Source organism: Pseudoxanthomonas sp., assembly GCF_035999195.1.
GTDB lineage: Bacteria > Pseudomonadota > Gammaproteobacteria > Xanthomonadales > Xanthomonadaceae > Pseudoxanthomonas_A.
The window spans coordinates 1,573,542-1,592,601 of sequence record NZ_DASYGY010000009.1 but is presented as its reverse complement, the minus strand read 5'-3'; the positions used below and the strand labels follow the sequence as shown (position 1 = coordinate 1,592,601).

Below are 19,060 nucleotides of genomic sequence, written 5' to 3'. Positions count from 1 at the left end.
CGTCCACGCGCGCGTCGCCGCGCCGGGGCTCAGAACTTGTGCTTTTCGTCTTCCGGCTGCGCGGCCTGGCGGGCGATGGCGTCGACCAGCACGGCCTTGGCTTCGGCAGCGTTGCCCCAGCCGTCGAGCTTGACCCACTTGCCCTTCTCCAGGTCCTTGTAGTGCTCGAAGAAGTGGCCGATGCGCTCCAGCCAGTGCGGGCTGACCTGGTCGATGTCGCTGATGTGGCTGTAGCCGGCGAACACCTTGTCCACCGGCACGGCCAGCAGCTTCTCGTCGCTGCCGGCTTCGTCGCTCATGCGCAGCACGCCCACCGGGCGGCAGCGGATCACCGAGCCGGGGATCAGCGGCAGCGGCAGCACCACCAGGACGTCGGCCGGGTCGCCGTCGCCGCACAGGGTGTGCGGGACGTAGCCGTAGTTGCAGGGGTAGCGCATGGGGGTGGAGAGGATGCGGTCGACGAAGATCGCGCCGCTGGCCTTGTCCACTTCGTACTTCACCGGTTCGGCATCCTTCGGGATCTCGATGATGACGTTGATTTCGTCCGGCGGGTTCTTGCCGGCGGTGACCAGATCCAGGCCCATTGCGTGCTCCGAAGGGGGTGCGGTGAGTGAGAGCCGGCATTTTACGCACTTGGCTGCTGCGGCGCAGCAGGACCATCGGCGCAGTGGCCGACCGTCGGCGGGGGCCGCGTGGTTCAGGTTGTCCTCCCATGTCCGGGCCTAGAATCCGCCGCCCATGCGCTACCTCCGATCCACCGCCAGCCTGCTGCTGACGGTGCTGGCCCTTCTGGCCAGCGCCGAGGCCGGCGCGCGCACGGTCTACCGCTGTGTGCAGGGCGGGACGGTCAGCCTGGCCACCGCGCCGGAGCCGGGGTCGAAGTGCGTGGCCAAGGAGATCGACGACAACGCCGTCAGCACGCCCAACCTGTGGGGCTCGATGGGCGTCTTCAGCGGCACGTTGTACGAGCGTGAGCAGGACGGGCAGAAGGTGTATTCCACCCGCAACCTGCCGGGTTCCACGCCGTACCTGAAGTTCACCGTGCAGACGCCGCCGGGCGAACCGGCGCATCCCGGTCTGGGTCGGGTGGGCAAGCCGAAGCTGGACCGGTACCCCAGCGAGTTCAAGGCCGCCGCGCGCCAGACCGGCGTGGACGACGCGTGGCTGCGCGCGGTGGCGCATGCCGAAAGCGATTTCGACGCCAAAGCGGTGTCGCCCAAGGGTGCGATGGGCGTGATGCAGCTGATGCCCGACGTGGCCAGGGAATACGGCGTGGCGGACCCGTTCTCCTCCGAGGAGTCGATCCACGCAGGCGCGCGCCATCTGCGGCAGCTGATGAAGCGATACAAGGGCGACCTGACCCTGGTCGCGGCGGCCTACAACGCCGGCATCGGCACGGTCACGCGCTATGGCGGCGTACCCCCGTATGCGGAGACGCAGGAATACGTCTCCAAGGTCACCGCGCTGTACGAGCTGTACCTGCGCGCGCTGGGCCGCAAGCAGGCACCGGAACGGCCGGCGCTCTGAGGCATCTTCACCCCATATCCGCGCCTGCACGCCTAGCGTGTGGGGTGGCCCGGCCTTCGTCAGCCGGGCAGGAGACCGTGATGAAGCACCGCCGCGTATTCAGCGCCCCCACCGTCGCCGTGGCCGAAGCCGCCTTGCGGCGTGCCGTCGGCGCGGGCATCGACCCCGACCATGCCGCCCTCATCGGCCGTCCCGAGACCGAGGCGCGGGACGTCCCCGACCACGAGAAGGAAGCCGCCCCGACCGACTTCAAGCCGGCCGCCGTGCGTGGCCTGATCGGCGGCGCGGTGCTCGGGCTGCTGCTGGGCGGTGCGGCGATGCTGGTGCCTGCGGTCGGCATCCCTCCCGCCGGCGTGGCGGTGTGCGTGGCGATCGGCGGTTTCGTGGGCATGTGGGCGGCCTCCCTCGCCGGCTCGGCGGTGCCCAGCGACGTCCGTCGCGACTACGAGGCGCATCTCCAGCCCGGGCAGGTGTTGCTGGTCATCGATGACCCGGACGATGCGCGGCTGGAGCAGGCCACGGTGGCAGTGCTGGCGACTCCCGGCATCGCGCGCCTGCAGGTGCTGCCGCACGGTCTGCTGCAGTAGCGCCGGCAAGCGACGTATCATCGCGGCGACTCCGGACGAGGATGGATGCATGCGACGTTGGGCGATCACCGGAATGATGTTCTTCGCGGGCGCGGCACTGGCGGATGACGCGCAGTGGGAGAAGTTCGGTGCCGACGCGCCTGCCGGTCCCGCAGTGCCGCTGGCCATCGCGCTGGCCGATCCTGCGGCACATGTCGGGCAGGCGAAGGTGTTCAGCGGCCGCGTCGTCGATGTCTGCCAGAAGAAGGGCTGCTGGGTGATGCTGGAAGACGGAGGGCAGGGCGCCCGCGTGCTGCTCGGCGACCACGACTTCTACATACCGAAGGACGTACGCGGCCAGGCCCAGGTCCATGGCGTGCTGGCGCGGGTGGAACTGTCGCCGGACGCGCAGCGGCATACCGCGCAGGAGACCTCCGGCGCCGCGGTGCCGGCCGTGGAGTACCGCATCGTCGCCGACGGCGTGCAGGTGCTGGCCGACGATCCCGGCGCCTGACCGGCGCGGTCAGCCGAGCAGGCGCTCGGACGGGATGATGTGCCTGCCCGGCGGCGCAGCCAGCGCCGCCTGCAGCAGCGCGTCGGCGACCCGTTCGGCGGGCACGATGCGGTAGCGCCGCGGCAGCACGCCGTCCAGCGCCCCCAGCACGCGTAATGCCAGGCGCTCTCCGCCGCGATGCTGCTTGCGCTCTCCGCCCAGCAGTCCCGGACGCAGTACCGTCAGCGACGAGAAGCCGATCCCGGCCAGTGCGTCTTCGACTTCACCCTTGGTGCGCGAATAGAAGACGCGTGAACCGGCATCGGCGCCCATCGCCGATACCAGCACGAAGGTCGTGGCGCCGTGCGCATGCGCCTGCCGTGCGATCGCCAGCGGATAGTCGTGGTCCACGCGGCGGAAAGCCTCCCGCGAGCCGGCATCGCGGATCGTGGTGCCCAGCGCGCAGGCCACCGCGTCCACGCGCCACCAGTCGGCATCGGCGGGCAGCGCGTCGAAGTCCACCACCGGATTGACCAGCTTGGGATGCGGCGCGAGCGGGCGTCGCGTGGGCGCGACCACCTGCAGCACGCGCGGGGAGGCGAGCGCGCGCTGCAAGGCGGCGTCGCCGACCAGGCCGGTGGCGCCGGCCAGCATCAGACGTGTCATGGGCTGTGCATCAGGGACGGGGAGACCTGGCCATCTTGCCAGTCCTGCGGCAGGAGGAGGGGACGGCATCGGTTACCCTTCCAGGGCGGGCGCGGCCCGACGACACGGGATTCCTGCATGCACCGCCTCGCCAGCTTCGTCTCCTCCCATGCCGCAGGCCCCGGCCGATGAATCTGCCGCTGCACTATGGCGTGCTGGGTGCGCTGGAAGCCGGGCTGATCGCGCTGCTGATCGGCCTGCTGTGCTTCCTGTTCTGGAATGCGTTGTGCGCACGGATGCGCTGGTCGATGGGCCATGCGATCGGCTGGTCGTGCCTGAGTGCCGTGATCGTCGGTGCGGGGGCGGATATCTGGAACATGTTCTACCTGGGCATCGCACGACTCGAATCGCCGCTCTATGCGCGCATCGCGCTGCAGGGCATCCACGATCCGGACGGCCTGGGCTCGCGGGTCGTGCTGGAAATCGCCGGAGCGCTGACCGGCGTGGTGCTGGGTTGGCAATGGTTCAGCAAAAAAAACGATGACGCCGCCGCGAAGGACCGCGCCGAAAAAACGGATGCGTAACACCGAAACGCGCGCGACATCACGCATTCGATACCGCGCAGACACCGTGCTCACGACGGCCTAACACCGGGCTAGCCGATGACGGATCGCGCGTGGTTAAGCACGCGTGCACGTTCATGTCGCGCCGCAAATTTCGTTCAGAACGCCGGCGGCAAGGTGGGGCTGTGCGCAATCGGACGCACTCCCACAGAACGGAGCACTGACATGACGAACAACACTCGCAAGCCGCTGATCGCCCTGGTCGCCCTGAGCGCCGCGCTGGCCATGCCGCTGGCCTTCGCGCAGGAGAAGACCGACGACGGCATGCAGGAACAGCAGACCGAGCAGAGCGCCGAACAGGCGACGGGCTCGGCCACCACGCCGACGCAGAGCACCGATGCGGGCGCGACGCAGGCCAAGCAGGGCTGGGCCGACGTCGACACCAACGCCGACGGCAACATCAGCAAGGAAGAGGCCGCCGCCAACCCGGGCCTGAGCCAGGTGTTCGACCAGGCCGATGCGAACGCCGACGGTTCGCTGACCGCCGACGAGTACAAGGCGTTCGTGAGCAAGAACTACGGCGACCAGCAGAAGTAAGCAGCGCCGTTACGAGGGGTGAGCTGATGCGTGCAGTCCGTTGACTGACGCACGGCCATCACCCGACGAAAGGGGCGGCCTTTCGTGCCGCCCCTTCCATTTTCTGGAACCGACCCACGGAGAGGCATCCATGAACATCATCAGGACACGACGGTCCGCGCAGGGTGTGAGCATCGCACTGGCGTTTGCGGTCATGCCGTTCGCGCATGCGCAGGACGCCGCCGAGCGGTCGGAGCGTCCCGCTGCCGCGGCGGCGGCGCCTACCACCGCGCCACGCACGTTCGAGGAACTGGACCAGAACGCGGATGGCGAGATCAGCAAGGACGAGGCCGCTGTCGACCCGCCGCTGGCGCAGGTCTTCGGCACCCTGGACAAGGACGCCGACGGCCGCCTCAGCCCGGAGGAATACGCGGTGCATGTGCAGGGCACGCCCTGATTCCACCGCCCTCTCCCACCAACGAATGCAGGAGCAATCCATGAAGCTTTCCACCCAGCGACTGACGATGGGCCTTGGCGTGGCGCTGTTGAGCGCCGGCCTGATGACGGCCTGCGGCCCGAAACCGGAAGACACCCCGCCGCCCAGCCCGCCCGAACCGATGGACACCACGCCACCGACCGACAACATGACGCCGCCGGCGTCCACTCCCGCCGACCCGACGGTACCGCCGACCGATTCGACGGTGCCGCCGCCGGCCAACCCGAATGCGCCGGAGACGACACCGCCGCCCGCGGACGGCACCACGCCGCCGCCCAGCACGGGCGGCTGATCGCGGACGCTGTCAGCGCACGCGTCCACACCATGGCGGCCGCCCGAAGGGGCGGCCGTTTTCGTGCACGGACGAGCGACTGCTATCCTTCGCGGCCTTCGCAGCGAGGGAAGGGCAGGTATCCGATGGCGCGCATCCGATGGGTCGGCTTCGACGGCGACGACACGCTGTGGAAGAGCGAGGATTACTACCGGCAGGCCGAAGCGGATTTCGAGGCGATCCTCGGCGCCTATGTCGATCTTGCCGACGCGCGCACGCACCAGCATCTGCTCGACGTCGAACGCCGCAACCTGAAGATCTTCGGCTACGGCGTGAAAGGCATGACGCTGTCGATGCTGGAAACCGCGATCCAGGTGACCGCCGAACGCATCAGCGCACACGACCTGCATCGCGTGATCGAGATCGGACGCGCCACGCTGCAGCACCCGGTCGACCTGCTGCCCGGCATCCGCGACGCGGTCGAACGCATCGCCGCCGACCACGAGATCGTCCTGATCACCAAGGGCGACCTGTTCCACCAGGAAGCCAAGATCGCGCAGTCGGGCCTGGCCGACCTGTTCCATCGCATCGAGGTGGTGTCCGAGAAGGACCAGGCTACCTATGCGCGCGTACTGCGGGAGCTGGAGGTGGCGCCGTCGGCGTTCGCGATGGTCGGCAATTCGTTGCGGTCGGACATCGAGCCGGTACTGGCGCTGGGCGGCTGGGGCATCCACATGCCCTACCACGTAACGTGGGCACTGGAGGCCGAGCACGGGGTGGCCGCCGATGCGCCGCGCCTGCAGGTGGTGGAGAACGCAGGTGAACTGGCGGACGCCGTGGCCAGGATCGAGGCGACACCCGAGGCCTGATGCGCTGCGCGGCGCGGCGGCGCTGGGGCACAATGGAGCCATGACGCGCGCAATGGCCATCGCCTTCCTGCTGTCCGTGCTCCTGCTGGCGACCGGGACACCCGGATCCGCACAGGATGGCGAGGCCACGTACACACCGGCCAGCGGCGATGCATCGGTGGACCGGCACCTGGCCGACATCAACGACTACGCAAGCCGCTATCCCGCCGCATTCGCGGACGAAATGGCCCGCTACTACGCGGTGCCGCGCGCCTACGTGGAAGCCATGCAGCAGCAACCCGACTGGACCGCGGGCGACATCTTCATGGCCTGCGCGCTGGCGCAGATCGTGGGGCAGCCCTGCCGTGCGGTCGTGCGCGAATGGTCGCGCGACCACGAAGGCGGCTGGAAGGCCGTGGCGGCCCGGCTGCAGGCGGAACCGGGCAGTGCGCAGTACCGGCGGTTGCGCAGTGCGCTGGAGGCCACGTATCGGCGCTGGGATCGGCCGGCACCTGTCGGCGAGAAGTGAGTGGAGAGGAGTGAGAAGTGAGTAGAGCGTTTTTCCGCTCACTCCTCACTCCTCTCCCCTCACTCCTGCTTCCTCCCGTACATGATCAGCAGCACCAGATCGTCCTCGCCGTCCTGGCGGATCGCATGCGTGCTGCCTGGCCGGGTCAGCATCGCGTCGCCGGCATGCACCTCGCGCGCGACGCCATCCAGTTCGTAAATACCGCGACCGCTGAGGACGTAGTAGATCTCGTCCTTGTGGTGCTGATGCAGGCCGATGCCGGCGCCGCGATGCAGTACGCGCTTGCGGAACTCGAAGCCCAGCGCGGGCGCGTCCTTGAAGAAGGGATGGGCCGTGGTGGTTCCCGCGCCACCATGCGGGCCGGGCTGCTGGATCGCGATGTCGCGCTCATGCACGATCAATGAGGGATGCGCCTGCGCTTTGCGGGCGGACAGCGCCGTGCCGGGCGCGCCGCAGTCGGTGTCGCGCGTTACGTGCGTGGCGAGCGACGGATCCAGCCGCTTCCAGCCCGCCACCACCAGGCACGCCGCCATCACCGCGCCCCGCTGCTGGAAGTGGGTGTCGTCCTGCTGGTCCTGCGCCGGCACGTGCATGAAATAGGCCTTGCTCGGCTCGTCGCCGGCCGCGCGCAGCCAGTCCATGCTGAGCGTGGTCAGGTCGATCACGCCCACCTGCTCGCGCTGCGCCAGATCGCGCACCGCCTGCGCATACAGGCCGTGCGTGTCGAGCAACTGCCCGCGGTCGAACTTGCGGCGCGCCACCGGCGTCACCAGGATCGGCGTGGCGCCCTTGCTGCGCGCCAGTTCGACGTAACGCATCAGCCATTCGGGGAACGCGCGCTGCGGCTCGTTGTAGCGGGTCGGGTCCTCGATCTTCTCGTCGTTGTGGCCGAACTGGATCAGCAGCACGTCACCGGCCCGCATCTCCTTCGCCATGCCGTCGAACCAGCCTTCGGCGATGAAGCTGCGCGAGCTTCTGCCGCTCTGGGCGTGGTTGCGGACCACGTAGGCGTCTTCATCGAGGAAGCCCTGCAACTGCTGGCCCCAACCCTCGCGCGGCGCGCGCTCGGGTCCGTAGTGGCTGGCGGTGGAGTCGCCGGCGATGAAGACCTGGCGTGGGGGGGCGGCGTGGGCAAACGCACAACAGGCGAAGAGCCACACCGTGGCGAGCCAGCGCAACATCATCAGTGATCTCCTCGACCGGTCTCCTGTGGGAGCGACGTCAGTCGCGATGACGGATCGGGATGCCCGTTTCGCGACTGACGTCGCTCCCACAGCACCCCTTGCCACGGTGCGCTGCGCCTCAGCGCGCCAACCAGCCGCCGTCGACCGGGATGACCGCGCCGTTCACGTAGTCCGACGCGCGCGAGGACAGGAACACCGCCGTGCCGCCGAGGTCCGACGGCTCGCCCCAGCGGCCGGCCGGGATGCGGTCGAGGATCGCCTTGTTGCGGTCTTCGTCCGCACGCAGCTGCGCGGTGTTGTCGGTGGCCATGTAGCCGGGCGCGATGGCGTTGATGTTCACGCCCTTGGCGCCCCATTCGTTCGCCAGCAGGCGGGTGATGCCGGCGATGCCGCTCTTCGATGCCGTGTACGACGGCACGCGGATGCCGCCCTGGAACGACAGCATCGAGGCGATGTTGATGATCTTGCCGCGACCCTGCGCGATGAAGTGGCGACCGGCGGCCTGTGACATGAAGAACGCGGACTTGATGTTGACGTTCATCACGTCGTCCCAGTCCTTCTCGCTGAAATCCACGGCGTCGGCGCGCCGGATCAGGCCGGCGTTGTTGACCAGGATGTCCAGTCCGCCCAGACCGTCGACCGTTTCCTTCACCAGGCGCTCGACCGGATCGATGCTGATCAGGTTGGCTTCCAGGTTGAGGAAGCGACGACCCAGGGCACGCACCTTCTCGCCTGTCTCCGCTGCTTCGACGATGCCGGCGGCGGCGATGTCGGCACCGGCTTCGGCCAGCGCCACGGCGATGCCCTGGCCCAGGCCGGTGTTGGCGCCGGTGACCAGCGCGATCTTGCCTTCGAGACTGAACGGATTGCTTGCCATCGTGGACTCCCTCGGTGTGGTGCGCTTCTGGTAGAGCGGAGCGTGCTCCGCTGCGCTTGATGCATCGGCTTCGGATGGACTTGCGGTAGAGCGGAGCTTGCTCCGCTGCGCATGGTGTATCGCATTCGGTGGGGGGTTCAGCCGAGCAAGCTCGGCTCTACACGACGTCGCTTACTTCAGTTGGCAGATGTCCAGCACGTGCATGTCGGTGTAGTCCAGGTTCTCGCCGCCCATCGCCCAGATGAAGGCGTAGTTGCTGGTGCCCGAACCCATGTGGATCGACCACGGCGGCGACACGACGGCCTCGTCGTTCTGCACGACGATATGGCGCTGCGCCTCGGGTTCGCCCATGAAGTGGTAGACGCGGTCGTTCTCGGCCAGGTCGAAGTAGAAGTACACCTCGCTGCGACGATCATGCAGGTGCGGCGGCATGGTGTTCCACACGCTGCCGGTCTTCAGCACGGTCAGGCCCAGCAGCAGCTGCGAGGACTGGCAGGTGGCCGGCACGATGAACTGGTAGATCGTGCGCTCGTTGCTGCTTTCCAGCGCACCGCGCTCCAGCGCCACGGCGTCCTTGATCGACAGCTGCTTGGTCTCGAAGCGCGCATGCGCCGGCGTGGACGTCAGGTAGAACTTGGCGGGATTGGCGGCGTCATCGGACTCGAACGCCACGTCGGCGCTGCCCATTGCCACGTACAGGCCATCCTTCGGGCCGAGCGCATACGTCGTGCCGTCCACGGTGACCTTGCCCGCGCCGCCGCCCACGTTGATGACGCCCAGTTCGCGACGCTCCAGGAACGGCTTGCCGGCGGCCGAGGCCGGCTCGGTCTGGCGCGGCAGGTCGACCTTCGTCGACACCGGGGCCGCACCGCCGATCACGAAGCGCTCGTTGTGCGAGTAGTTCATCTGCACCGTGTCGGCGACGAACAGGTTGCCGATCAGGTAGCGGTCGCGCAGCTGGTCGTTGCTGGCGCCGTCCATCATGTCCGGGTGGGTGGCGTGGTAGGTCTTGCAGAACATGGGCGGGGCTCCGTCGGTGCGGACGCCCGTGGAGCGGGGCGTCGGGATAGGTCGTGAGGCGATTCTACGATCTTTGGTAACCGGTGTCATTTTGCGGTGCGGCAGGAGGTCGGGAGTGGGGGATGGGGAGTGCGGGGTGGAGGCGGCGGGCACAGCGGCACCTTGTCGGCCCGGTGGCTTGAAGGCGCTATCCGCTGTTCCCCATTCCCTGTTCCCGGCCCTTCACTCCGGCGGTTGCGAGGAGTCGCGGATGACCAGGTGCGGGCGGATGCTGGCGGCCGCCAGCATCGGCGTACCTTCCGGCTGGATCAGCATGGCGGCGGCGGTGCGGCCGGTGTCGCGGGTGTTGCGCCGGACCGAGGTCAGCGAGGGCCACAGGCGCGAGGCCAACGGGCTGTCGTCGAACCCGACCACCGACAGCTGGCGCGGGATGTTGATGCCGGCGCGCATGGCGACCTTGTACACGCCGGCCGCCATTTCGTCGTTGCCGGTGAAGATGGCGGTGGGGCGGTTCTTGCCCGACAGCAGTTTCTCGGCCGCGACCACGCCGGATTCGAAGGTGTAACCGGCTTCGATAATGCGCGACTTCGGAACCTCCAGCCCGCGCTTGGCCAGCGCCTGCACGAACCCGTCGGTACGCTCGATCGACGACCGGTAGGCGGCCGGGCCGGTGATCAACGCGATGTCGGTATGGCCCAGCGAGAGCAGGTACTCCGCCGCTTCCGCCGCGCCGTCGCGGTCGTGCGTGACCACCATGCGCGAGGGCTCGTCCATCGAGACCGAGGCGATGCGCGAATAGCGGCAGCCGATCTCCGCCAGCATGTCCGCCAGCGCCTGGTCTTCCGACGCGCGCGGCACCAGCATCACGCCATGCAGCTTCTGCTGCTGCACGAAGCGTCGCACGCCGTCGATGTAGCCCGGGCTGCGGCTGTCGCAGGGGTGCACGACCAGTTCGAAGCCCGAATCGCGCAGCGCGTCCAGCGCGCCGTACTGCATGTTGACGATGTACTGCGCGGTCGGGTTGTCGTAGACCATGCCGATCAGGAACGAGCGGCGGAACGCCAGGCCGCGGGCCATCGGGTCGGGCGAATAGCCGACCTCGCGCATCAGCGCCTCGACCTTGTCGCGCGTGTCCTTCCGCACCAGCGGCGAGTGGTTGATGATCCGCGACACGGTCTTCTTCGAGACGCCGGAAAGCCGTGCGATGTCGTTGATGGTCGCAGCCTTGCCACCGGTGGGCAGGCTGGCAGGGCTGTCGGGCTTCTTGCGCGCGGGCATGGGACGATGCGGGTCCGTTCGTCGGTCGAGGGGATTCTAGCGGCTGGGGGTCAGTCCAGCGCGCGGTAGCGGAAATTACGGAAGCGCACCTTGCCGTCGCCGGCCGCATACAGCGAGGGCTTGAGGGCCAGGAAGCCGCCGGCGACGTTGTGGTGGTAGCCGGAGACCTCCATCTGCACGGGATACTTGGTCCAGGCCTGGCCATCGGCGCTGGTGTGGATGGTGACGATGTGGCGATCGTGCTTGACGCGCAGCCACAGCCTGCCGCCCTTCGCGCTGGGCGGCAGGTGGCCCGGACGCTCCAGGCCGTAACGGTGCATGACGAACTGCTCGCCGTTGCTGCCGACGCCTGCGTACAGGCGGTCGTTGTAGAACAGCACCGCGCCGCCCTGCGCGCCGGGTTCGACCTCCATCTCCACCTCGAACTGGTAGGCCAGGTCGCCGGCGATGACGCCCAGCGGCGAGCTGTCGCGGGGCGACGTGCCCTTGCCCTGCAGGGTCATCACGCCGCCGCCGACGCTCAGGCGCGCGGCTTCGCCCGGTGACGGATCGTAGAACGCCCACTGCGGGCCCAGCCGGTCGCTGCGGAAGTCGTCCGACAGGGCCATGCCGTGCGGCGACAGCGCCTCGCCGGCCGGCTTGCGCAGCGGTTGGCTCAGGTCGCCGCCCCTGGCGACGAACCAGCCGTCCTCGGTCCATTCGATCGGGTCGAGCAGCGCCTGCCGGCCCAGGGTCCAGAAGTCGCGCTCGTAGCCGTGGTAGATCATCCACCACTGGCCTGCCGCGTCCTCGACCAGCGTGGCGTGGCCGCGCGACCACCAGTACTGCTCGCGCGAGGTGGTGCGCACCACCGGATTGTTGGGCGCGTTCTGCCACGGACCGTGGATCGAACGCGAGCGCGCGACGATCACCATGTGCCCGGTCGGCGGCCCCGCGGTGCCGCCGACGGCCGTGATCATGTAGTACCAGCCGTTGCGGAAGGTGATCTTCGGGCCTTCCTGCGCATAGCCTTCCACGTCCCACGATTCCGGGTAGCGCCAGCCGTCGTAGACGTGCTTCACCTCGCCGACGGTGCTCAGCCCGTCGTCGGCCAGCTGCACGTAATCGCCCGCGCTGAGGAACAGGTAGCGCTTGCCGTCCTCGCCCACCGCATGGCCGGGGTCGATGTGGCCGGGCAGGCCGATGTCGATCGGTTCGCTCCACGGGCCGCGGATGTCGTCGGCCCACACCACGAAGTTGCTGCGCCGCGGCGACTCGGTGCCGCCCACGCGGGCGGGGAAGTAGATGTAGTAGCGGCCCTGGTGCCTGACCAGGTCGGGCGCCCAGATCGAGCCCACGTTCTTCGTGATGGCGTGGCCGATGGGCTGCCAGTTGATCAGGTCGCGCGAATGCCACAGGGGCAGTCCGGGATAGGCGGTGAACGAGGACAGGGTGAGGTAATAGTCCTCGCCATCCTTCAGCACCGACGGATCGGGACGGTCGCCGGCCAGCACCGGGTTGAGGAACGTACCGTCACCGAGATCGGCCTGGCGCTGGTGTTCGATCCCGCGCTTCCAGACGGGAGGCACGGCATCGGTCGCCAGCGCATCGAAGGCGACGCACAGGGACAGCGCGGCGATGAGCAATCGGATGAACGGCATGCTGGACTTCCTCAGGGCGTGGCCGGGTGCGACGCCTTCCATTGCGGGTATTCCTCCGACAGCAGCCGCGCCGGCCAGCTGCCGTACCACTCGTAGCCGGTGCGGCGCTCGCGCGGAATGTCCTCGTAACGCGCGACCCGTGCGCTGTCGCGCGTCGCCAGCACCACGCTGTTGTCGTTCACGTCGTAGAAGCGCGCCCACAGGCCGGAGGCGGACGGGTCGGCGACCAGGCGACGGTCCTTCGTGCTGCGGTGGTACTGGAACTGTTCCGCCGGTGCGTCGAAGGTCTCGATGCGCCAGCCGGTGATCTCCACGCGACGCAGCCACGCGACCGCGCCGTCCACGGCCGCGACGACAGCGGGCGAGGGGGCCGGGATCGACATCAGATAGCGGACCACGCCGACGGTTTCCTGTCCTGCGATGGCGGGCAGCTCGAACGCGCGACCCTGCGCGGGCAGCAGCGTCTTCGCGTCGTACTGTCCGGCCCAGCCGGCCAGTGTGTCGCCCTGCCTCACCTGCAGCCGCAGCAGGCAGGCATCACCCCGTTCGATGGCCGCCTGCACGCGGGCGCGCAAGGTGGCATCGACGAAGGCATAGCGACGCGTGTCCGATACGACCTTGCGCAAGGTGCCCAGCACGCCGGCGGTGACGTCGTCGGCGATGGTGATGTGCGGGTGGTAGGACTGCGTGGCCGGTACGGTATGCGGCCAGCCGCCGCAGGAGGGAATCTGCTGCGCCAGGGTGAAGGCGATGCCCCGCAGGCTGCCGTCGCGGTACCGGGTGTCGCCGGTGATCGCGTAGGCCGTGGCCAGGTAGTCCAGCTGCGTATAGATGTTGCGGTTGTCGAAGCTGCCGCCTGACTTGCGCGCTTCGATGTCGAAACGCGCGCGTCCGGCATCATCCAGAATCCGTGCGGGATCCTGGTTCTCGATCCAGCCACCGTCGATGCGCTGGTAGCGCAGGATGTTGTCGGCGATCTTCGCGACTTCGTCCGGCGCATGCCGGGGATACGCATCGCCGTGCACGTTGCGCCAGTGGTGGATGGCGTCCTCGAAGCCGGCGAGCGACGGCGTGGCGGCAGGCGATGCGGACCACGCCGGCAGCGACGCGAACAGCAGCGTCGCGGCAGCCAGGCGCACCGGCCTCATCCCTTCAGCGCCTTCGGCAGCCACAGCGACAGTTCGGGGAACAACGCCACGATCAGCAGCACCGCCAGTCCCGCCAGCCAGAACGGCCAGATCGTGCGCATGCTCTGCGCGATGCTGATCTTGCCGATCGCCGTGCCGATGAAGAGCACCGACCCCACCGGCGGTGTCACCAGTCCCAGTCCGCCGGTCAGCACCAGCACCAGGCCGAAGTGGATCGGGTCGATGCCGTAGGCGCGCGCCACCGGCAGGAAGATCGGCGTGCAGATCAGGATCATCGGCGCCAGGTCCATGAACGTGCCCAGCACCAGCAGCACCAGCACGATCAGCAGCAGGACGGTGTACTTGCTGTGCGCGATCGACTGCAGCGCATCGACGGCCGCCGCCGGCACCTGCAGGTAGGCCAGCAGCCAGCCGAAGACCGCCGCCGTGGCGATGACGAACAGGATCACCCCGGTGGAACGCGCCGCATGGGTCACGGTGGCGAAGAATTCCTTCACCGACAGCTGGCGGTACAGCACGCTGGTCACCAGCAGCGCGTAGACCACGGCGATGGCCGCACTTTCCACCGCCGTGAAGATGCCGGCGCGGATGCCGAAGAAGATCAGGCCGACCAGGCCCAGGCCGGGCAGCGCCGAGACCAGTCGCAGCATCACCGCCCGCATCCCCGGGAACGGTTCGGTGCCGTAGCCGCGCTTGCACGCGACCGCCCAGCCCGTGAACATCAGCACCGCCGTCATCAGCAGCGCAGGCACGATGCCGGCGGCGAACAGGTCGGCGATGGACAGGCCGCCGCCGGCGGCCGCCGAAAACAGGATCAGGTTGTGCGACGGCGGCACCAGCAAGGCGACCAGCGCCGCGGTGATGCTGACGTTGACGGCGAAGTCGCGGTCGTAGCCGCGCTTGACCATCTGCGGGATCATCGTGCCGCCCACCGCCGATACGTCGGCGATGGCCGATCCCGACACGCCGCCGAAGAACAGCGACGACAGGATGCTCACCTGGCCCAGGCCGCCACGCAGGCGTCCCACCAGCGACGCGGCCAGGCTGATCAGGCGTTCGGAAATGCCGCCGCGCAACATGATCTCGCCGGCGAAGATGAAGAGCGGGATCGCGATCAGCGACGCCGAACCGGTGCCGGACGAAATCTGCTGCACCAGCACGATGCTGGGCAGGTCCAGATAGAGCAGGGTGGCCAGCGACGCCGCCGCCAGCGCATAGGCGACCGGTACGCCGATCAGCAGCAGGATCGCGAAGATCGAGAACAGCAGGGTGATCGCCATGGGTCAGCGGGCCTCGTCGGTCAGCGGCGCACGCAGCACCAGGAGCAGTCGGTACAGCGCGAACACCACCATCAGCAGGCCGCCGAGCGACAGCGGCAGGTAGCCGATGCTCTGCGGCATCGGCGCACCGGCGATGCGGATGCCCAGGCCGTCGAACAGGAGCACGGCACCCCAGTACGCCATCACCGCACCGATCGCGGCGATCACCAGCGGCGAGATGGCGTGCAGCAGTTTCTTCAGCCCCGGGCGCGCCGCATCGGCCAGCAGGAAGAAGCCGAAGTGGCGGTTCGTGTGCACGCCTGCCGCGGCCCCCAGGCTCATGGCGGTGGTCAGCAGCAGGATGGTGACCGGCTCGGTCCAGCTGGGCGAGTCGTTGATGACGTAGCGGGCGATCACCTGCCAGCCCTGCACGATCACCAGGCCGAGCAGGGCCGCGACGGCGATGGCGATGGCGGCGTTGGACAGCAGGTCCATGCCGCGTTGCAGCGGCGTGGCGGGATGCGGCGTGATTTCTTCGGACATCGTCGTTTCTCAGGCCAGGTCGCGGATGCGGCGGTACAGGGCGTCGATCGCCGGATCCTTGCGGTATTCGGACAGCAGGGGCTGCGACGCTTTCGCAAACGCGGGGAGGTCGGCCTCGTTGTGCTCCACGCCCGCGGCGAACACGGCGTCGCGGGCCTTGGCTTCCGATGCGTCCCAGAGCGTGCGCATCACGCCCACCGACTGGCGGGCGGTTTCGATCAGCAGCTCCCGGTCGCGCGGCTGCAGGTCGTCCAGCGTGCGCTGCGACACCAGCAGCACGTCCGGCGCATAGGAATGGTTGGTCTGCGACCAGTACTGCGCGGCCTCGAAATGCCGGCTGGAATGGAAGCTGCGGATGTTGTTCTCCGCGCCGTCGATCATCCGCGTCTCCAGCCCGGAGAACACCTCGCCCAGCGAGAGCGGCGTGGGATTGGCGCCGAACAGCCGCAGCATCCGGATGAAGATGTCCGAGACCGGGACGCGGATCTTCAGTCCGTGCAGGTCCGCCGGTACACGGATGGCGTGCTTGGTGTTGTAGAAGCAGCGCGCGCCCGAGTCGTAGATGGCCAGGCCGACCAGACCGCGCTGCGCGAAGCCCTCCAGCACCGCCTTGCCCACGCCTTCGTCCATCGCGCGGCGCATGTGCGGCACCGAGTCGAACACGTACGGCAGACACAACGCCTGGGTCAGCGGGAAGGCGTTGTTCAGCGCGCCGGCGTAGACGCGGGTCATGTCGATGGCGCCGAACCGCGCCATGTCGATCGCTTCCGACTCACGGCCCAGCTGGCCGGAGTGGTACTGGCGCAGCGTCACCCGTCCACCGGTCTCGCGCGCCATCGTCTCGCCGATCCAGCGCACGGCTTCGACGGTGGGGTAGTCCTTGACGTGCACGTCGGTCGCCGTCAGCACGTGCCGGCCATCGTCGGCGAAGGCGCGGCTGCCCGCCAGCGGAAGGGCGACCGCAGCACCAAGGCCGGTACCCAGGAAGCGACGACGGTTCATCATGCGCGCCAGTCTCCTTCGTCCTTCGGTGTCGCGGCGACCGCGACACACGCAATGCTGCCATGGCCATCGAACTCGATCAGCGCCTGCTGGCCCGGCAGGATGTCGTGGATGCCGGTGGCGTTGCCGGTCGCGATCAGGTCGCCGGCTTTCAGTGGCCGGCCACGGCGCGCCGAGCGCGACAGCGCGAACGCGAACGCCGCACGCAGCCCGCCGGGGAGGGTGGTGGCGCCGCCACGGCCGACCAGGCGGCCGTCGATCGACGTGGTGCAGGTCAGTGACGCGTCGCTGCGGCTCGCCCAGTCCGGGATCTCGGCGCCCATCACCAGGCCATTGTTGTTGCCGAAGTCCGAGACGACCACGCGCGGGCCGAGCTGGTTGATCGTCGCCAGCGGGCTGCTGGCCACTTCCATGCCGATGAACAGCGCGGATGGCACGGCGGCGGCTTCGTCGGGCGTCCACGCGTGCTTGTCGGCGGGTACGTCGGCGTCCAGACGCAGGACGTACTCGGCCTCCACCGCGCCGAAGCCGCCCGAGAACACCTCGAACGTGGATTGACCACCGGTGGTCACCTGCAGCTGGCGCCGGAAGATCGGGCCAAGCAGCCGCTCGTCGCCGGATGCGTCGCGGCGCTCGGGCGCGATGAAGCCGACCTTCCAGCCCGCGACGTGGTCGGGCCACTGCGCGATCGCCAGATCCTGCACGCGATAGGCGGTGACCAGGTCGGGGGGAATCTCGCCGGGAAAGTCGGTCAGCGCGCGGCCCTGCCGGCGCGCAGCGACGAAACTGTCCGCGACGGCGGCCAATGCGGGGGCTGCGGCGCGCACCTCGGCGAGGGCGTTGTGATCGTTACTCAAGTGGGTTCTCCCCGCTCCGTTTGTTGCACTGCCGAGTGACAGTGCAGGCTGATGGCCTGTATATGGTAAACCGGTGTCATTGACAATGTGCACTGCCGCAAAACCCATCCCGATGCCACGATGCGTCCATCCACTCCTGGGAGGGAGCCAATGCTTCATATCCGTTTTCCCGCGCGGGTCCGCGGGCTGACCTGCGGCCTGGCCGCGCTGCTGATGGCGTTCGTCGCGACGCCGGTCATCGCTGCCGACGCGCCTGCGCTGGCGTTCCCCGGCGCGCAGGGCGCCGCGGCGCACACGCCGGGTGGCCGGGGCGGCAAGATCGTCCGCGTCACCACGCTGGCCGCTGATGGACCCGGCTCGTTCGCGGAGGCGGTGACCGGCAAGGGCCCGCGGATCGTGGTGTTCGAGGTCGGCGGCGTGATCGACCTGGGCATGAAGGAGCTGCGCATCAGCGAGCCGTTCCTGACCATCGCCGGCCAGACCGCACCGCATCCCGGCGTGACCATCATCAAGGGCGGCCTGACGATCGCCACGCATGACGTGGTGATCCGGCACCTGCGCATCCGGCCGGGCGACGGCGGGTTGCCGAAGCGCTCCGGCGACATCGATGCCATCACCACCGTGCGCGGTGCGCACGACGTGATCGTCGACCACTGTTCGCTCACCTGGGCCACCGACGAGAACCTCAGCGCCTCCAGCACGCGCTTCCACGGCGAGAACGAAGCCGAATGGATGGCCAATGCGTCGCGCCGCATCACCTACAGCAACAACATCGTCAGCGAAGGCCTGGCCAATTCGATCCATGCCAAGGGCGAACATTCCAAGGGTTCGCTGATCCACGACCACGTCAACGAGGTACTGATCGTCGGCAACCTGTACGCGCACAACTACGAGCGCAGCCCGCTGTTCAAGGGCGGCGCGCGCGGGCAGGTGATCAACAACCTGATCTACAACCCGGGCCAGCGCGCGATCCACTACAACCTGATCGCGGAAGAATGGCTGGGCCATCCGTACTCGAAGGGCGAGATGGTGGTGCGCGGCAACGTGATGCGCGCCGGCAGGTCGACCGAGCCCCTGGCGTTCCTGATGATCGGCGGTTCCGGCGATCTGGACGTGTATGCGCAGGACAATCTGATCGTCGACCGCGTCGGCAATGCCAGCATCCAGGAAACCGGTCGCTACACCACGGCGCCGGTGAAGCTCAATCGACTGAAGACCGCACCCGCGCTGCCGTTCGGCGTCACCGTGCTGCCCTCGGCCAAGGTGCAGGATGCGGTCATCGAGACCGCAGGCGCCACGCCCTGGAACCGCGACCTGATCGATCGCCGCATCGTCGCCGATGTCATCGAAGGGCGCGGCGAGATCATCGACAGCCAGGAGCAGGTCGGCGGCTATCCGCAGTACAAGGAAGCCCGCAAGCCGTTCGTCGACAGCGAATGGAACCTCGACACGATGGAGCCCAAGTCGGGCAGCTATCCGCGCGGCGAACCGCTGCGCTGATTCCAGGCGGGCCGGCCTCGCCGCCGGCCACGCGTACTGCAGGAGGCCCGCCGAAAGGCGGGCCTTTCGTTTGTCCTGTCGAGCGGATGCGTGCGCGATGGCGATGGTCCGCAACCCGCCGTATCCTCGTGTCGCGCCCGCACCGCCGAGGACCGGCAGTCAGCTAGCGGCGTACGCGCCGTGCGATCGGCACCGGTGCGCCGGGCCGGAGCCCTTCCACTGCACAGACCGGACAGCG

At 68.5% G+C, this 19,060-nt stretch carries 22 protein-coding genes; 10 read left to right on the top strand and 12 right to left on the bottom strand.

Translation table 11 applies throughout. The annotated features are described in order from the left end of the window. Positions 1 to 29: 29 nt before the first annotated feature. A complete protein-coding gene (gene ppa / locus VGN58_RS14585) occupies positions 30 to 584 on the bottom strand; it encodes an inorganic diphosphatase (RefSeq protein ID WP_093295280.1) in 555 nt (184 codons plus the stop codon). A 154-nt stretch (positions 585 to 738) separates the two neighbouring features. Here ppa and VGN58_RS14580 point away from each other — a divergent pair, with 154 nt between their 5' ends. The 3 genes from VGN58_RS14580 to VGN58_RS14570 all read left to right on the top strand — a co-directional run bounded on the left by VGN58_RS14580 (position 739) and on the right by VGN58_RS14570 (position 2,607). After that, positions 739 to 1,527 carry a lytic transglycosylase domain-containing protein gene (locus VGN58_RS14580; protein ID WP_327483900.1) on the top strand — a complete coding sequence of 263 codons (789 nt, stop codon included), beginning with the start codon at positions 739 to 741 and terminating at the stop codon, positions 1,525 to 1,527. Positions 1,528 to 1,607: 80 nt separating this feature from the next. Beyond that, on the top strand, positions 1,608 to 2,114 hold the full coding sequence (locus VGN58_RS14575; protein ID WP_327483899.1) for a hypothetical protein: 507 nt from the start codon (positions 1,608 to 1,610) through the stop codon (positions 2,112 to 2,114). A 49-nt stretch (positions 2,115 to 2,163) separates the two neighbouring features. Beyond that, entirely contained in the window at positions 2,164 to 2,607 is a 444-nt protein-coding gene (locus tag VGN58_RS14570; protein WP_327483898.1) for a DUF4920 domain-containing protein, read from the top strand. Positions 2,608 to 2,616: 9 nt separating this feature from the next. Here VGN58_RS14570 and VGN58_RS14565 read toward each other — a convergent pair whose 3' ends face one another. Continuing rightward, positions 2,617 to 3,252: an NAD(P)H-binding protein gene (locus VGN58_RS14565; protein WP_327483897.1), complete on the bottom strand. Its 636-nt coding sequence runs from the start codon at positions 3,250 to 3,252 to the stop codon at positions 2,617 to 2,619. A gap of 167 nt (positions 3,253 to 3,419) precedes the next feature. Between VGN58_RS14565 and VGN58_RS14560 the strand changes: the two genes are divergently transcribed. From VGN58_RS14560 to VGN58_RS14535, 6 genes are all read left to right on the top strand, one after another. Continuing rightward, on the top strand, positions 3,420 to 3,815 hold the full coding sequence (locus tag VGN58_RS14560; protein ID WP_327483896.1) for a hypothetical protein: 396 nt from the start codon (positions 3,420 to 3,422) through the stop codon (positions 3,813 to 3,815). 204 nt (positions 3,816 to 4,019) lie between these two features. Further along, positions 4,020 to 4,391, top strand: a complete 372-nt coding sequence (locus VGN58_RS14555; protein WP_327483895.1) for an EF-hand domain-containing protein — start codon at positions 4,020 to 4,022, stop codon at positions 4,389 to 4,391. A 130-nt stretch (positions 4,392 to 4,521) separates the two neighbouring features. Continuing rightward, positions 4,522 to 4,827, top strand: a complete 306-nt coding sequence (locus VGN58_RS14550; protein WP_327483894.1) for a hypothetical protein — start codon at positions 4,522 to 4,524, stop codon at positions 4,825 to 4,827. A gap of 40 nt (positions 4,828 to 4,867) precedes the next feature. Next, positions 4,868 to 5,158, top strand: coding sequence for a hypothetical protein (locus tag VGN58_RS14545; RefSeq protein WP_327483893.1), 291 nt, complete (start codon positions 4,868 to 4,870; stop codon positions 5,156 to 5,158). 125 nt (positions 5,159 to 5,283) lie between these two features. Beyond that, complete coding sequence (locus VGN58_RS14540) at positions 5,284 to 6,006, top strand: HAD family hydrolase (protein ID WP_327483892.1); 723 nt, start codon at positions 5,284 to 5,286, stop codon at positions 6,004 to 6,006. A 40-nt stretch (positions 6,007 to 6,046) separates the two neighbouring features. After that, entirely contained in the window at positions 6,047 to 6,514 is a 468-nt protein-coding gene (locus VGN58_RS14535; RefSeq protein WP_327483891.1) for a hypothetical protein, read from the top strand. A gap of 59 nt (positions 6,515 to 6,573) precedes the next feature. Here VGN58_RS14535 and VGN58_RS14530 read toward each other — a convergent pair whose 3' ends face one another. From VGN58_RS14530 to VGN58_RS14485, 10 genes are all read right to left on the bottom strand, one after another. Next, positions 6,574 to 7,698 (bottom strand): cupin domain-containing protein, encoded by a 1,125-nt coding sequence (locus tag VGN58_RS14530; RefSeq protein WP_327483890.1) that lies wholly within the window; start codon positions 7,696 to 7,698, stop codon positions 6,574 to 6,576. Positions 7,699 to 7,816: 118 nt separating this feature from the next. Further along, positions 7,817 to 8,575 carry a 2-dehydro-3-deoxy-D-gluconate 5-dehydrogenase KduD gene (gene kduD / locus VGN58_RS14525; RefSeq protein WP_327483889.1) on the bottom strand — a complete coding sequence of 253 codons (759 nt, stop codon included), beginning with the start codon at positions 8,573 to 8,575 and terminating at the stop codon, positions 7,817 to 7,819. A 171-nt stretch (positions 8,576 to 8,746) separates the two neighbouring features. Next, the gene (gene kduI, locus VGN58_RS14520; protein ID WP_327483888.1) at positions 8,747 to 9,595 is read right to left on the bottom strand and encodes a 5-dehydro-4-deoxy-D-glucuronate isomerase; all 849 of its coding nucleotides are present in this window, start codon (positions 9,593 to 9,595) and stop codon (positions 8,747 to 8,749) included. Between the two features lie 222 nt (positions 9,596 to 9,817). Then, the gene (locus VGN58_RS14515) at positions 9,818 to 10,873 is read right to left on the bottom strand and encodes a LacI family DNA-binding transcriptional regulator (protein WP_327483887.1); all 1,056 of its coding nucleotides are present in this window, start codon (positions 10,871 to 10,873) and stop codon (positions 9,818 to 9,820) included. Positions 10,874 to 10,923: 50 nt separating this feature from the next. Beyond that, positions 10,924 to 12,513 (bottom strand): family 43 glycosylhydrolase, encoded by a 1,590-nt coding sequence (locus tag VGN58_RS14510; RefSeq protein ID WP_414710801.1) that lies wholly within the window; start codon positions 12,511 to 12,513, stop codon positions 10,924 to 10,926. A gap of 11 nt (positions 12,514 to 12,524) precedes the next feature. Next, positions 12,525 to 13,661, bottom strand: coding sequence for a pectate lyase (gene pelA, locus VGN58_RS14505; protein WP_327483886.1), 1,137 nt, complete (start codon positions 13,659 to 13,661; stop codon positions 12,525 to 12,527). Beyond that, complete coding sequence (locus VGN58_RS14500; protein WP_327483885.1) at positions 13,658 to 14,941, bottom strand: TRAP transporter large permease; 1,284 nt, start codon at positions 14,939 to 14,941, stop codon at positions 13,658 to 13,660. Before VGN58_RS14500 ends, pelA begins: the two co-directional genes overlap by 4 nt. Before the next feature lie 3 nt (positions 14,942 to 14,944). Further along, complete coding sequence (locus VGN58_RS14495) at positions 14,945 to 15,463, bottom strand: TRAP transporter small permease (RefSeq protein WP_327483884.1); 519 nt, start codon at positions 15,461 to 15,463, stop codon at positions 14,945 to 14,947. A gap of 9 nt (positions 15,464 to 15,472) precedes the next feature. Beyond that, on the bottom strand, positions 15,473 to 16,468 hold the full coding sequence (locus VGN58_RS14490) for a TRAP transporter substrate-binding protein (protein ID WP_327483883.1): 996 nt from the start codon (positions 16,466 to 16,468) through the stop codon (positions 15,473 to 15,475). Then, on the bottom strand, positions 16,465 to 17,322 hold the full coding sequence (locus tag VGN58_RS14485; protein ID WP_414710800.1) for a 2-keto-4-pentenoate hydratase: 858 nt from the start codon (positions 17,320 to 17,322) through the stop codon (positions 16,465 to 16,467). Before VGN58_RS14485 ends, VGN58_RS14490 begins: the two co-directional genes overlap by 4 nt. 150 nt (positions 17,323 to 17,472) lie before the next feature. Here VGN58_RS14485 and VGN58_RS14480 point away from each other — a divergent pair, with 150 nt between their 5' ends. Next, a complete protein-coding gene (locus VGN58_RS14480; RefSeq protein WP_327483882.1) occupies positions 17,473 to 18,822 on the top strand; it encodes a hypothetical protein in 1,350 nt (449 codons plus the stop codon). The last annotated feature ends 238 nt before the right edge of the window (positions 18,823 to 19,060 follow it).